General features: G+C 65.5%; 11 protein-coding genes and 1 pseudogene. 8 read left to right on the plus strand and 4 right to left on the minus strand.

Features of this window, described 5'->3' with window-relative positions:
- The first annotated feature begins 7 nt into the window (after positions 1-7).
- A complete protein-coding gene (gene metG, locus CZ674_RS01285; protein WP_086990479.1) occupies positions 8-1,540 on the plus strand; it encodes a methionine--tRNA ligase in 1,533 nt (510 codons plus the stop codon).
- A 12-nt stretch (positions 1,541-1,552) separates the two neighbouring features.
- Here the strand turns inward: metG and CZ674_RS01290 are convergent, their stop codons facing one another.
- Together CZ674_RS01290 and CZ674_RS01295 are read right to left on the minus strand one after the other, a co-directional pair.
- Complete coding sequence (locus tag CZ674_RS01290) at positions 1,553-1,948, minus strand: hypothetical protein (protein WP_143244579.1); 396 nt, start codon at positions 1,946-1,948, stop codon at positions 1,553-1,555.
- An 86-nt stretch (positions 1,949-2,034) separates the two neighbouring features.
- Positions 2,035-2,544 (minus strand): hypothetical protein, encoded by a 510-nt coding sequence (locus tag CZ674_RS01295; protein WP_143244580.1) that lies wholly within the window; start codon positions 2,542-2,544, stop codon positions 2,035-2,037.
- A 71-nt stretch (positions 2,545-2,615) separates the two neighbouring features.
- Here CZ674_RS01295 and CZ674_RS01300 point away from each other — a divergent pair, with 71 nt between their 5' ends.
- The 5 genes from CZ674_RS01300 to CZ674_RS01320 all read left to right on the plus strand — a co-directional run bounded on the left by CZ674_RS01300 (position 2,616) and on the right by CZ674_RS01320 (position 6,799).
- Positions 2,616-3,539 carry a TatD family hydrolase gene (locus CZ674_RS01300; protein WP_234988365.1) on the plus strand — a complete coding sequence of 308 codons (924 nt, stop codon included), beginning with the start codon at positions 2,616-2,618 and terminating at the stop codon, positions 3,537-3,539.
- Positions 3,536-4,375 carry a 16S rRNA (adenine(1518)-N(6)/adenine(1519)-N(6))-dimethyltransferase RsmA gene (gene rsmA, locus CZ674_RS01305; protein ID WP_086990486.1) on the plus strand — a complete coding sequence of 280 codons (840 nt, stop codon included), beginning with the start codon at positions 3,536-3,538 and terminating at the stop codon, positions 4,373-4,375. Before CZ674_RS01300 ends, rsmA begins: the two co-directional genes overlap by 4 nt.
- A 24-nt stretch (positions 4,376-4,399) precedes the next feature.
- Entirely contained in the window at positions 4,400-4,936 is a 537-nt protein-coding gene (locus tag CZ674_RS01310) for a hypothetical protein (protein ID WP_086990488.1), read from the plus strand.
- Between the two features lie 91 nt (positions 4,937-5,027).
- Positions 5,028-5,963, plus strand: coding sequence for a 4-(cytidine 5'-diphospho)-2-C-methyl-D-erythritol kinase (locus tag CZ674_RS01315; protein WP_086990490.1), 936 nt, complete (start codon positions 5,028-5,030; stop codon positions 5,961-5,963).
- Positions 5,960-6,799 (plus strand): SDR family NAD(P)-dependent oxidoreductase, encoded by an 840-nt coding sequence (locus tag CZ674_RS01320; RefSeq protein WP_086990492.1) that lies wholly within the window; start codon positions 5,960-5,962, stop codon positions 6,797-6,799. Before CZ674_RS01315 ends, CZ674_RS01320 begins: the two co-directional genes overlap by 4 nt.
- On the opposite strand, the gene CZ674_RS01325 is transcribed toward CZ674_RS01320, so the two are convergent.
- Positions 6,796-8,337: an HNH endonuclease signature motif containing protein gene (locus CZ674_RS01325; RefSeq protein WP_086990494.1), complete on the minus strand. Its 1,542-nt coding sequence runs from the start codon at positions 8,335-8,337 to the stop codon at positions 6,796-6,798. The genes CZ674_RS01320 and CZ674_RS01325 overlap by 4 nt on opposite strands.
- Positions 8,338-8,517: 180 nt before the next feature.
- On the opposite strand from CZ674_RS01325, the pseudogene CZ674_RS01330 reads away from it, so the two are divergent.
- Positions 8,518-9,828, plus strand: a pseudogene (locus CZ674_RS01330) (ABC-F family ATP-binding cassette domain-containing protein); the annotation flags it as partial.
- Positions 9,829-9,959: 131 nt separating this feature from the next.
- Positions 9,960-11,744 carry an ABC-F family ATP-binding cassette domain-containing protein gene (locus CZ674_RS01335; RefSeq protein ID WP_086990498.1) on the plus strand — a complete coding sequence of 595 codons (1,785 nt, stop codon included), beginning with the start codon at positions 9,960-9,962 and terminating at the stop codon, positions 11,742-11,744.
- A 586-nt stretch (positions 11,745-12,330) separates the two neighbouring features.
- Here the strand turns inward: CZ674_RS01335 and CZ674_RS01340 are convergent.
- Positions 12,331-13,321, minus strand: a 991-nt coding sequence (locus CZ674_RS01340; protein ID WP_234988366.1) for a type IV secretory system conjugative DNA transfer family protein, incomplete at its 5' end; no start/stop codon positions are given.

The following is a 13,321-nucleotide window of genomic DNA, read 5'->3' on the forward strand; positions in this document are numbered from 1 at the left end:
TGGTGCCATGGGTTTCTATGTCACCACGCCGATCTTCTACGTCAACGACGTTCCGCACATCGGCCACGCATACAACATCGTCGCCGCTGACGCCCTCGCAAGATGGCACCGGATGCGCGGTGAAGACACGTGGATGCTCACCGGAACCGACGAGCACGGCCAGAAGATCCTGCGCACGGCGACTGCGAACGACTCGACGCCGGAGGACTGGACCGACCGTCTGGTCGACACCGCCTGGAAGCCCAACCTCGAGGTGCTGAACGTCGCCAACGACGACTTCATCCGCACCACCGAGCCCCGTCACCGTGACGGCGTGCAAAAGTTTCTGCAGCGCCTCTACGACTCGGGCTACATCTACTACGGCGAGTTCGAGGCCGAATACTGCGTCGGCTGCGAGGAGTACAAGACCTCGACCGACCTCGTGCCCGGTCAGGGCGAGTACGAGGGGCAGCAGGTCTGCTCGATCCACTCGCGTCCGACCGAGACGGTGAAGGAGGCCAACTACTTCTTCAAGCTCTCTGAGTTCCAGGATCGCCTGCTCGATCTCTACGACTCGCGTCCCGAGTACGTGCAGCCTGCCAGCGTGCGCAACGAGCTGCGCTCGTTCATCGCAGCCGGCCTCAATGACCTCTCGATCTCGCGCTCGACGTTCGACTGGGGCATCAAGGTGCCGTGGGACGAGAAGCACGTCGTGTACGTGTGGTTCGATGCGCTGCTCAACTACATCACCGCAATCGGCTACGGCGAAGACGACGAGAGCTTCGAGCGCCGCTGGCCCGGCAACCACATCGTCGGCAAAGACATCGCGCGCTTCCACGCCGTGATCTGGCCGGCCATGCAGATGGCTGCCGGCATCGAGATCTCAGAGCGGGTGTACGGTCACGGCTGGCTGCTCGTCGGCGGCGAGAAGATGTCGAAGTCGAAGGCGACGGGCATCAGCCCTGAGCAGATCACCGACGTGTTCGGTGTCGACGCGTTCCGCTTCTACTTCTTGTCGGCCATCCACTTCGGCTCAGACGGCTCGTTCTCGTGGGAAGACCTCGACTCGCGCTACCACTCTGAGCTCGCGAACGGCATCGGCAACCTCGCAAGCCGAGTCATCGCCATGATCAACAAGTACTTCGACGGACAGATCCCGCAGAATGCTGCCGAACCAGCTCTTGCTGAGCTCTTCGCGGGCGCCACCGACCGTGCGAACGCCGCGATCGACGAGTTCCAGATTCACGACGCCGTCGCAGAGGCCTTCTCGATCGTCGACCGCCTCAATGGCTACATCACCGAGACGACACCGTGGGTGCTTGCGAAGGACGAAGCGCAGCGCGACCGGCTCGCCGAGGTGCTGGCCACCAACATCCGCGGCATCGGCACGGCCGCCGTGCTGCTGGCGCCGATCATGCCCGAGAGTGCGCAGAAGCTCTGGCAGGGCATCGGCGGCGAGGGCGACATCGCCGATCAGCGCATCCAGGACGCCAGCAGCTGGGTCGGCTCCGACCGAGTCGGCGAGCTGCCGCCGCTGTTCCCCCGCATCGAGCAGAGCTAGCAGCGCCCGAAGTCAGTACGCGGGCCAGGGCTCCGGAGCAAACGGCTCTGGGTCGATGGAGACGGTGCGCTCGTCGCCTCCGTCTGTGCTGACCAGATGCGCATTCACAGCCCCGGTCACCTCGAACGGCTCGGCGAAGACTGCCTGGTAGAGGTACGGGTGCAGATCTGCGGTGCATGTGGTTTCGTCATTGCCGGCGGGAGGATCGAACCGCATTTCGATCTCATCGCCGTCGCTGACGACTTCGACGGGAGTCGGGTCGCAGGCTTCGACCCCAGAGCCTCCGAAGTAGATGTGCAGCAGTTCTCCCGGCTCGTCCCACCACAAGGTGAACTCTCCGATAGGAAGCGCGTTCACGTCGATGTTCGGATCGCTGACGATCACTGGGTCAGCGGTGTGGTCAGTCATTCCCCCTGCGCAGCCGACCAGGCCAAGCCCGCCGACGAGCACACACGCTGCGGTCAGACACGCAGCGGTCACAGCCCGTGGAGCATTCACGGCTTGAACGGCTCGTCGCTGATCTCGGATTCGACCTCGGTCTCGTCCTCAGACGTGTTCGTCAGAGTGAGCGGCAGCGGGCCGTTCACAGCAAACGGCTGATCCCACTCGACTTCCCAGCCGTGGATCACGAGGTCCATGGTGCAGGTGAGGGCCGCGTCGACGGGTTCGAAGTCGATCGTGACCTGCGTGCCGTCGGTCGTCGCCTCGATCGGCGTCGGCACGCAGCCGGGGGTGCTCGACCCCGAGATGTAGATGCGCAGGGTCTTGCCCGGTTCGATCCAGTGCACGGATGCGGGGGCGTCGGCATCGAGCGGAACTTCCAGCGAGCCGCTGCTCAGCGCGGGCGTCGCGGTCTGCTCGTCGGTCTCCGACGGAAGCGGAGCGCTCGTCTCGGTCGACTGCGACGGACCCGACTCGTCTGCGGACTCGTCTGCCTCGCCGCCGCCGCTCGCGCATCCGGTCATGGCAAGCAGCACCACTGCTCCGACTGCCACTCTGCGCATGTGCTGGCCCCCTTCGATTCACTCCAGCATAGGGAACAGCAAACCGGCTGCACGCTCCTAGACTTGTCGTCATGTCAGATCGTCTTGCCGTCGGCCCCTCATCGACCGTCATGCCCGGCGGCGAGTACGTGCGCGAGCGAGAAGACAGCTCGCGTGACCGCGGCCGCCCCGCGGTGCCCGAGCCGCTCGCGATCGCCGTCTACGACAATCACACGCACCTCGAGATCCAGGACGGCGAGGAGTTCGGCTACGACCAGGCGCTGGCACGTGCGGCCGAGGCCGGCATCGCCGGTGTCGTGCAGGTCGGCGGCGACGTGGAGTCGAGCAGGTGGTCGGCTGCCCTTGCCGCTCAGGAGTCTGGCGTCCTGGCTGCTGTTGCCGTGCATCCGAATGAAGCTCCTGGCTACAAGGCCGCCGGAACTCTCGACGCTGCGCTTGCCGTGATCGACGAGCTCGCCGAGCAGCCCCGGGTTCGAGCGATCGGCGAGACGGGCCTCGACTTCTTCCGGACCGAGGGTGACGAGGCCCTGCGAGCACAGGCGGAGTCGTTCGAGGCGCACATCGACATGGCGAAGCGGCACGGGCTCGCGATGCAGATTCACGATCGGGATGCGCACGACGCGGTCGTCGAGACGCTGCTGCGGGTTGGCGCACCAGTGAAGACGGTCTTTCACTGCTTCTCGGGTGACGAAGACCTGGCTCGGCTTGCGAACGAGCACGGCTGGTACCTGTCGTTCGCGGGCACGGTGACCTTCAAGAATGCCGCCAACGTGCAGCGGGCGCTCGATGTCGTCGACCACTCGCGCATTCTGATCGAGACGGATGCGCCGTTCCTGACCCCGGTGCCGCTGCGGGGGAGGCCCAACAGCCCCTATCTCATGCCGCACACCGTGCGATTCATGGCCGAGCGGCTCGGCATGCACGAGGATGCGCTGTGCGAGATCGTCAACGAGAACACGCTGCGGGTCTACGGCAGCTGGAAGGACGACGCATGAGCGAGCAGGGCGCGCTGCTGGGAGCAGCCGAGATCCGCGAGCTTGCGGCCAGCCTCGACGTCGTGCCGGCCAAGCGGTGGGGGCAGAACTTCGTCGTCGACGGCAACACGGTTCGCCGCATCGTGCGCGTGGCAGACGTCGCCGGCCAGCGCGTGCTCGAGATCGGTCCGGGGCTCGGCTCGCTGACGCTCGGACTCACCGAAGCAGGCTGCGATGTGGTCGCGATCGAGATCGATCCGCGTCTCGCCGCGGCCCTGGCCGCGACCGTCGAGCGCAAGCAGCCCGGGGCAACCCTTCGCGTGATCGCCGACGACGCGATGCGCGTCACCGAGCTGCCGTTCGAGCCCGAGGCTCTTGTCGCGAATCTTCCGTACAACGTGTCGGTGCCGGTGTTGATCCACATGTTCGAGCACTTTCCGACGCTGCAGCGGTGCCTGGTCATGGTGCAGGCCGAGGTCGGCCATCGCATCGCGGCTGCGCCCGGCAGCAAGGTCTACGGCGCACCGAGCGTGAAGGCCGCCTGGTGGGGTTCGTGGAGCGTCGAGGCCGAGGTGTCGCGCCAGGTGTTCTGGCCGGTTCCGAACGTCGACAGCGTGCTGGTCGGATTCAGGCCGGGCGAGATCCGCGGAGACGAGACGCTGCGGCGGGCAATGTTCGACGTCGTCGACGCGGCCTTCGGGCAGCGCCGCAAGATGCTGCGCGGAGCACTCGCCGGGCTGTTCGGCTCGAGCGAGGCGGCTTCGTCGGCGATCACGGCAGCGGGCGTCGACCCGACCGCACGAGGCGAAGCCCTGACGGTCGACGAGTTCATCGCGATTGCGAGACAATTGCGGTAGAACGCTGAGCACAAAGGAGTCGCAATGCCCAAGCACATCCGACAGCAGGCCGGTTCTGAGGCCCTGCACACAGCGACCGGGCGCACGCATGACGAGTGGCACGAAGTGCTCGTCGCAGCCGGCGCATCCGGGTGGAAGCACAAGCAGATCGCCGAGCACCTCGTGGCCGAGCACGGCGTCGACGGCTGGTGGGCGCAGGGCATCACCGTCGACTTCGAGCAGCGGGTGCAGGGTCGTCAGCCCGGTCAGCGCTCTGACGGCACGTTCGAGTCGGCTGTGCGCCGCACGATTGCCGGCGAGCAGCTGGCTGCGCTCGAGCTCGTGGCCGCATCGGTTGCAGAGCGCTACGGCGAGCCCGTCGCCAGGAGCATGACCCTTCGCACGCCCACGATTCGATTCAAGTCAGGCGACACCCGCGTCATCGTCGACGCGCAGCAGCCGAAGGCATCCGGCACTTCGGTGGGCATCACGGTCGCCAAGCTACCCACTGCCGAAGCACTCGCAGAGGCCAAGTCGTGGGCGACAGGTGTGCTCGAGACCTGCCGCGACGGCCGGGGCTAGAAGGCTTGCAATTGATGGTGCACACAACAATTGGGTCTCGCTCGTCAGGAATCTTGCAGAAACAGCATGAACCGACCAGTAGGTTGAACAGGTGACAGATCGCGTGGTCCGCGCGAAAGCGCCAGCAAAGATCAACGTCTTCTTGGGCGTGGGATCCCTGCGATCCGACGGCTATCACGACCTCTCCACGGGCTTCCTGGCCGTGAGTCTCTTCGAGCATGTCGAAGTGCGTGCGGCCGACGACTTCTCGGTGACGCTCGACGGATCGATCGACACCTCGAGCGTTCCGCTCGGCGAATCGAACCTCGCGATCCGCGCCGCCCGCGCAGTCGCCGAGGCGTGCGGCGCAACAGGCGGTGCGCGCATCCGCATCGAGAAGCATGTTCCGATCGCTGGTGGCATGGGAGGCGGCAGTGCGGATGCGGCGGCCACCCTGGTCGCGTGCAACGAACTGTGGAACGCGGGGCTGAGTCGCGACGAGCTGCTCGCGCTCGCGGCCGACCTCGGCGCCGACGTGCCGTTCTCCCTCACCGGCGGCGTCGCCATGGGCACCGGCCGCGGCGATCAGCTTTCGCCTGCCCTGCACAGGGGCAAGATGCACTGGGTGCTCGTGCCGGCCGACGGCGAGCTGTCGACGCCGGTGGTCTTTCACGAGCTCGACAAGCACCGCTGGAGTCAGCAGGGTGAGCTCGAGCGCAACGTGACACAGCCCATCGTCTCTGTCGGTGCGATGCAAGCGCTGCGCCTCGGCGACGTCCGCATGCTGGCCGAGACCATGCACAACGACCTGCAGGCGCCTGCTCTCAAGCTGATGCCCCGTCTGGTCGGCACCCTCGAGCTCGGAGAGCGGATGGGCGCACTCGCCGGAATCGTCTCGGGTTCCGGGCCGACCTGTGCCTTCCTCTGTGAAGATGAAGAGTCAGCAGTGCAGCTGGTGCAGGACTTCTGTGACCAGAGCATTCGCGCTGTTCACGTCACCGGCCCCGTGGCCGGAGCCAAGATCACAGGAGCGAAGGTCAGATCATGAACGACATCATTCGCGGAGCAACCGTGCTCGTGACAGGAGCCGCTCGCGGCATGGGCGCCATCTTCGCTCGTCGGGCTGCAGAAGACGGAGCAGCGGCGATCGCCCTGTGGGACATCGACGAGGCGCGGGCGAACGAGCTCGCAGCCGAGCTCGAGAAGCACGGCACGAAGGTGCGCGTCTATGTCGTCGACGTCTCAGACCTTGATGCGATCGAAGCGGGCGCCGCGCAGGTGCGTGCCGAGATCGGCGTGCCCGATGTGCTCATCAACAATGCCGGCATCGTCAAGGGCGCAGCGTTCTGGGAGCACGATCAGCGCCGCGACATCGACGCGACGATTCGGATCAACACGCTGGCCCCCATGTGGCTGACGCGTGACCTGCTGCCCGAGATGATGGCTGACACGTCGCGGCCCAAGCGCATTCTCAACATCGTCTCGGCTGCTGCGACGCTGCCGAACCCCGGCATGAGTGTGTACGCCGCATCGAAGTGGGCAGTGCTCGGCTGGAGCGAGTCGCTGCGACTCGAGTTCGTCAAGCACAGGGTCGACCACATTGCGGTGACCTCGTTCTGCCCGAGCTACGTCTCGACCGGCATGTTCGAGGGTGCGCGCGGGCCGATGCTGACCCCGATTCTGACGCCCGAGACCGCGACGCAGGCTGCCTGGAGCGGCATGCTGAGCGGCAAGCCGATCGTGATGAAGCCCTGGACGGTCAAGTTCGCCATGGCGCTGCGCGGCGTCCTGCCGACGCGTGCATGGGACGTCGTCGCAGAACGGATGGGCGTGTACTCGTCCATGGACAAGTTCGTCGGGCGCACGGGCGCGAACCAGCGCTAGAACAGCTCGGTTTCGAGCGGAGGGTCGTTCCACGGGTCTGGTCCGTCGGGCGGATACGGATCATGAGCTTGTTCTGACTCGATGATGATCGCGGTCGCAACCGGTTCGGGCTCGACTCGGCGCACGGTGCCGTCGGGGCTTGTCCATTCGAGGGTTCCGTTGGGCAGCTGCTGCACCCGCCAGCCGCGATTCGGGCCGAGCCGATGCTTCAGTGTGTGGTGGTGCCGGCAGAGCACTTCGAGGTTGTCGGCGACCGTTCTGCCGCCGTCTTCCCAGGCTTGGGTGTGATCGACATCGCAGTGCATAGCGGCTCGGCTGCAGCCGACGAATCGGCAGGTCTGGTCGCGCGCGACGATCAGACGGCGAAGCGAAGCCGTGGGCTGGTAGACGTCGGCTGTGACAGCCACGCCTGATGCCGGATCTGTGAACAGCCGCACCCACGACGGGGCACCGCCTGCCAGTCGCAGGGCGGTCGCGGTGTCGATGAGCGCGCCGCCGGCGGTCTCTGCCTGCTGGGCGCCGGCAACACCCGTGACGAGCGTTGCGGGCATCGTCACGTGCACCTTGGCGGTGACGCCTTCGAGCAGGCCCGCGTCGCAGGTGCCGGTGATCAGGGCCGCCATCGCAGTGTCGCTGAGCCGCTGCGGCATGCGCCGCACGTCGTCTGCCGAAGCCGAGCGCGCCGCCTCGGTGAGGCGGTTCAATGCGGCCTCAGCCAGCAGTCCTGATGTCTTGATCACCAGATGCGCCATGCCTCCGCGCTGCTCTTCGATCCAGACAGCGCGATCGGCGAATGCCTCTTTCGCGATCTCGTCGGGGTCGCGGTGCTGAAAGCGCCTGGCGATGCGTGCGCTGACGCGTGCAAGCTGGCTCGGGGTGCGGTGGCCGACGACATCGAGCACCTCCTGCTCGAACCAGGGGCGCTGACGCTCTGTCAGTGCTTCTCCGGCGCGCTGGATGACGCGCACATGGCCGCGGTGGATGCGCCCGGCAGACCACGCATCGAGCGTCGCCGGATACTGCTCGGCGAGCAGCGCCGCCTCAGAGATGCGACCGCAGACCGTCTGCTCGGACTTCTGCAGCACCGAAGCCACAGTGGAGGTGACGAGCTGCTCTTCGGTCTCGTGGTTCATGCTGAGGCCGCCCGACTGGAGGCGCGCGACCTCGGCCGTCAGCAGGGCCGCGTTCGAGCGCATGCGCGTGAGCATCGCCTCTTGCCTCTCGACGAGCTGCTCGAAAGCGACGACGTTCGAGAGCTCCTGGTCGAGGGCTCGGCGGGCGTCGATGAATGCGCGAGCGTCGTCGAACGAGTCAAAGCAGCAGTCGCCGACCGTGAACCTGCCTGAGCCCTCGTCGACGATGTCGGCCTCGGTGAGCGACTGCGGCGTCGCGAGCTGGGCGAGCGCGGGCGTCGGCACGACGGGCTGTGAATCTGCGGGCTGTGAGGTTGCATCGCGGTGTTCATCACCACGGTTGGGCTCATCGCGCTGACCCTCAGACTCATCGCGGTCTTCTGCGCTGTTCGCATCATTCTGCACTGTTGCTCACCCCGTCTCTGCACTCGTTTTCGGCCTGCAAACAGACTGACAGCAACGTCTGACACGGCGACCCCGCGGCGTGTCTTGCGGTGCTGGGTCGTGCTGCGAGCATCCGTGTTCCTGCTCTGCTGCCGCCCCGATGCCGCGACTGTGCCGCCGCACGACTAGCCTGGTACTGCAATGGCTCATCTCCTCGGCGCCGAAAAGGTGCACTTCGAATACCCCAATCAGGTTGTCTTCGACCAGATCTCTCTCGGTCTCGAAGACGGCGACCGCATTGGCATAGTCGGTCGCAACGGCGACGGCAAGACGACGCTGCTGCGCCTGCTCGCCGGAACAGCCGAACCCATGGGCGGTCGCGTCACGCGGCGCGGCGGCGTCACCGTCGGCGTGCTCGATCAGCGCGACAGCCTCGACCACGACGGCACCATCGCCGAGGCGATCGTCGGAGACCGGCCAGAGCACGAATGGGCTTCTGACCCGCGCGTTCGCGACGTCATCTCGGGCCTCGTCGGCGATCTCGACTGGCACGCGCGCATCGGCGACCTCTCGGGTGGCCAGCGCAGGCGCACGCAGCTGGCGGCGCTGCTGGTCGGCGACTGGGATGTGCTCATGCTCGACGAGCCCACCAACCACCTCGACGTCGAGGGCATCTCGTGGCTTGCCGAGCACCTCAGCCGCAGGTTCGCAGGCAACAAGGGCGCCTTCGCGACCGTCACGCACGACCGCTGGTTTCTCGACGCTGTCTGCTCAGGCACCTGGGAGGTGCACGACGGCATCGTCGAGCCCTTCGAGGGCAGATACGCGGCCTATGTGCTGCAGCGTGTCGAGCGCGACCGCATCGCATCGGCGACAGAAGAGAAGCGTCGCAACCTCATGCGCAAAGAGCTCGCTTGGCTGCGCCGGGGGCCGCCCGCGCGCACTGCCAAGCCGAAGTTCCGCATCGATGCTGCCAACCAGCTGATCGAAGACGAGCCTCCGGTTCGCGACAAGATCGCACTCGCGCAGGTTGCCGCTGCGAGGCTCGGCAAAGACGTCGTCGACCTGCTCGACGTGGGAGTCAGCTTCGGCGACACCGAGGTGCTGCGCGACGTCACCTGGCGCATCGCACCCGGTGAGCGAACGGGCATCCTGGGGCGCAACGGCGCCGGCAAGTCGACGCTGCTCGCGCTGATCTCGGGCACACTGCGTGCCACCGAGGGGCGGGTCAAGCGAGGCGTGACCGTCAAGGTCGCGACACTCACGCAGGAGCTCGACGAGCTCGCAGAGCACGAGGCCGAGCCCGTTCGCACGGTCGTCGGCAGGCTCAAGGCGAACTACACTTCCGGCGGCAAGGAGATGACGCCAGGGCAGCTGCTCGAGCGTCTCGGGTTCCGCGCGGGCGAGCTGTCGACGCCCATCCGCGACCTCTCGGGCGGCCAGCGCCGCCGACTGCAGCTGCTGCTCATCCTGCTCGACGAGCCCAATGTGCTGATCCTCGACGAGCCGAGCATACCCGAGGCGGGTTGGGCTTGTCCCTTGATTCTACGGGCTTCTCGGTCCCACCGGAAGCGTAGGGGCACGTGCGTCGCTCTGCGGAAGGTGACTCGCGCCCGATCAGTAAGCCTTATGGGGAGGCGCTGATGGCGCATCTGCTGGGGGCCGAAGCCCTGCACTTGGAGTACCCCACTCGGGTCGTGTTCGACTCGGTGACGATCGGCGTGAACGAGGGCGATCGTATCGGGATCGTTGGTCGCAACGGTGACGGAAAGTCCAGTCTGCTCGGGATGCTGTCAGGTCGCATCGAACCCGACTCGGGCCGCGTTACCCGACGCGGCGGGGTGACGATGGGCGTGCTGGATCAGGCCGACACACTGGATGACTCGGCAACGGTCGGATACGCTATCGTCGGCGATCGGCCCGAGCACGAGTGGGCGAGCGATGCGAAAGTGCGCGACGTGATCGCTGGCCTCGTGTCCGACCTTGCCTGGGACGCGCGGATCGGGACGCTTTCTGGTGGCCAGCGCCGCCGGGTCGCCCTCGCGTCGCTGCTGACTGGCGAATGGGATGTTGTTGCGCTGGACGAGCCGACGAACCACCTCGACGTGGAGGGCATCACCTGGCTTGCCGGGCATCTACGCTCGCGGTGGGCAAGGAACGCGGGCGGTCTGTTGATCGTGACGCACGACCGCTGGTTCCTAGATGAGGTCGCCACCGTGACATGGGAGGTGCACGATCGAATTGTGGAGCCGTTTGAAGGCGGGTATGCCGCCTATGTGCTCCAGCGGGTCGAGCGTGATCGGCAGGCCGCGGCGGTCGAGGCCAAGCGGCAGAACTTGATGAAGAAGGAACTGGCCTGGTTGCGTCGTGGGGCGCCGGCCCGCACGTCCAAGCCGAAGTTTCGCATTGAGGCGGCGAACCACCTCATTGAGGACGTGCCGCCGCTGCGCGACCGGATCGAGCTGAACCGGCTTGCCGTTGCCCGGCTCGGCAAGGATGTGATCGACTTGCTTGACGCGGGTGTCTCGTTCGATGGTCGCGAGGTGCTACGCGATATCGAGTGGCGCATCGCACCCGGTGAGCGGGCGGCGATCCTCGGGGCTAATGGTGCGGGAAAGTCCACGCTGCTGGGTCTTATTGCGGGAACGGTCGAGGCTACGACAGGGCGGGTCAAGCGAGGCAAGACCGTCAAGCTTGGTGTGCTCGATCAGCAGTTCCAAGAGCTCGAGGAGATCGCAGACGACCGGGTGAGGGATGTCCTTGCCCGAGCTAAGACGAGCTACGTCATCGACGGCAAAGAACTCAGCCCCGCACAGCTCCTCGAACGTCTCGGTTTCTCGCGTGAGCACCTATCAGCTCGTGTCGGGGAGCTGTCCGGTGGGCAGAAGAGGCGGCTGCAACTGCTTCTCGTGCTGCTCTCGGAACCTAACCTGATCGTTCTAGACGAGCCTTCGAATGACGTGGACACGGACATGCTCGCCGCGATGGAGGACCTATTCGACTCCTGGCCTGGCACGCTCATCGTCGTCAGCCATGACCGCTACCTTGTAGAGCGGATCACGGATCAGCAGTACGCGATTCTCGACGGGCGGCTGCGTCATCTCCCGGGAGGTATGGACGAGTATCTGCGACTGCGTGAGACGCAGCCAAGCTCGCTATCCGTTGCCGTCGTCGCCATCGCGCCCGACGCATCTGAGCAGGGGCTATCGGGTGCGGAGGAACGTGCCATGCGCAAGGAACTCAGCGCTACTGAGCGCAAGCTCGAACGGTTGGGCGAGCGGGTCGCGAGCATCCATGAGCGCATGGCTGAACACGATCAGGGCGATTATGCAGGCCTGGGCCGGCTGAATGATGAGTTGCGTGAGGCAGAGGAAGAAGCCGCAGTGCTGGAGGAACGGTGGTTCGAGCTTTCTGAATGCCTCGGCTGAGCGATGTGAGCTGAGTATTTGAGTGGGTTCTCCCGATCACGTCGCGGGTTTGAACATCGAACACGGGTGGGCCTTCCCAAGCGATTCTCAAACACGCGTCCGGCCCTGAAATCGTTGATTCACCTTGTTCTCAAGGTCTCTGAGGGGCGGGGGCCGCGCGGCCGGAACTCGAGAAGACGCGATGCTCGGGGTCCGGTCGCGAAGAATACGGTGAAGTCTCAAACACGATTGACACTCGATCAGCGTGCAGAAATGGTCGCTGATTACGAAGCGGGGACGTCGGTGAAGGCTATCGCCGCGAAGTATCGTGTGCATCGGGGAACCATTCCGACGCTCGTTGCGCGTGCTGGTCGCCGTCTCAGGACCCCGGGCCTGGACGAGGCCGGTCGCCGTAGAGCGTGTGATCTCTACGAGGCGGTGTACACGTTGGCGGAGGTTGCCGAACGGCTCTCCGTTGATCCGAAGACGGTTCGCGATGCCGTTGTCGGCGCCGGGGCAGACATTCGCCCGCGAGGTAGACAAGCTCGTGGGGTTGTGGAGTCGCTCCGAGCCGCGAGCACTAGGCGGTGACCCTCGCCGATTTCACTTAGCCTTCTATCGCAAAGGTGTCGGCTGCCTGTTCATCGGCCACGGCGGGCATGTAGCCGTATCGTCCTATGTCCACGCGTTTCGTGAAGCGGATATCGAGCGAGTCCGCCCCAAGCGGTTCCAGGGGATCGGTGTTCTCCATGACGATTACCTGACCGTCAAAGTTGTCCTGGATGTCGCGGTAGAACGCTCGGACGACACCCTCTGGTGGCTCATCGTCCGACTCTGCGGACTGATCCGGCGGTCGGTAGGTGACGAGAGGCGAGTCGAGTACGACGAATCCAGGGTGAGGTAGCTCACGGTCGAAGCAGTACTGGGCGAGGGCGAGCGTGAAGGCGGCATGGAGAACAGCACGGACTCCCTTGCCGTGCGCTGAGCGCCGTTGGTCGCCAGCGATAATGTCGAGTTCGTTTCGGTCGTAGCGAACGGAAGCTGCGGACGGGTACCCCCACTCGGCGAGGCGCTTGGCAATCTCGCCTGAGAACTCCCGCACTGCGGTGAGGCTCAACCCCGCAACCGCCGTCGCGACCTCGGCTTCGGTCTCGTCAGCGATCCGGCGGATCATGTCTTCGAAGGTCTTGACTTGCTCGTAGAGGCTCAGGTGCTTCTCGATCTCGCTGCGCTTGGCAAGAAGATCGCGGAGGTTCCCCTTCTCTGGGTTCATCTTCGCGTCGAGCCTTTCGATGTCCTTCTGTAGGGCCAAGACGTCTTGACGGTTCGTCCCGATCGACGCACGAAGCATCGTGGTCCGTGCTTCAAGGTTCTCGATCGTCACGCGGAGATCATCCAGAAGACCCTGGGTTTTCAGAGTCTCGGAGTCCACCGAGTTGCCGAAGCTGGTGGTGTCGCCCTCGCAGTTCAGATTGAGATGTTGACTGGCCGGTTCCGCACCGCAGAACACGCAGGTCCCGCTTCGGAAGTAGCCGAGCAGACTTCCGGTCGCTGTGCGAGTCGTCGGTTTCCGATTGATGGGTGCATTGCCGAGCGTA

The sequence above is a fragment of the Agrococcus casei LMG 22410 genome, assembly GCF_900163565.1.
In the GTDB taxonomy this organism is placed as follows: Bacteria; Actinomycetota; Actinomycetes; order Actinomycetales; family Microbacteriaceae; genus Agrococcus; species Agrococcus casei.

Bases quoted from the DNA above. Each gene is read 5' to 3' on its own strand.
- metG (WP_086990479.1), top strand. From the start codon at position 8: ATGGGTTTCTATGTCACCACGCCGATCTTCTACGTCAACGACGTTCCG.
- CZ674_RS01290 (WP_143244579.1), bottom strand. From the start codon at position 1,948: ATGACTGACCACACCGCTGACCCAGTGATCGTCAGCGATCCGAACATC.
- CZ674_RS01295 (WP_143244580.1), bottom strand. From the start codon at position 2,544: ATGCGCAGAGTGGCAGTCGGAGCAGTGGTGCTGCTTGCCATGACCGGA.
- CZ674_RS01300 (WP_234988365.1), top strand. From the start codon at position 2,616: ATGTCAGATCGTCTTGCCGTCGGCCCCTCATCGACCGTCATGCCCGGC.
- rsmA (WP_086990486.1), top strand. From the start codon at position 3,536: ATGAGCGAGCAGGGCGCGCTGCTGGGAGCAGCCGAGATCCGCGAGCTT.
- CZ674_RS01310 (WP_086990488.1), top strand. From the start codon at position 4,400: ATGCCCAAGCACATCCGACAGCAGGCCGGTTCTGAGGCCCTGCACACA.
- CZ674_RS01320 (WP_086990492.1), top strand. From the start codon at position 5,960: ATGAACGACATCATTCGCGGAGCAACCGTGCTCGTGACAGGAGCCGCT.
- CZ674_RS01335 (WP_086990498.1), top strand. From the start codon at position 9,960: ATGGCGCATCTGCTGGGGGCCGAAGCCCTGCACTTGGAGTACCCCACT.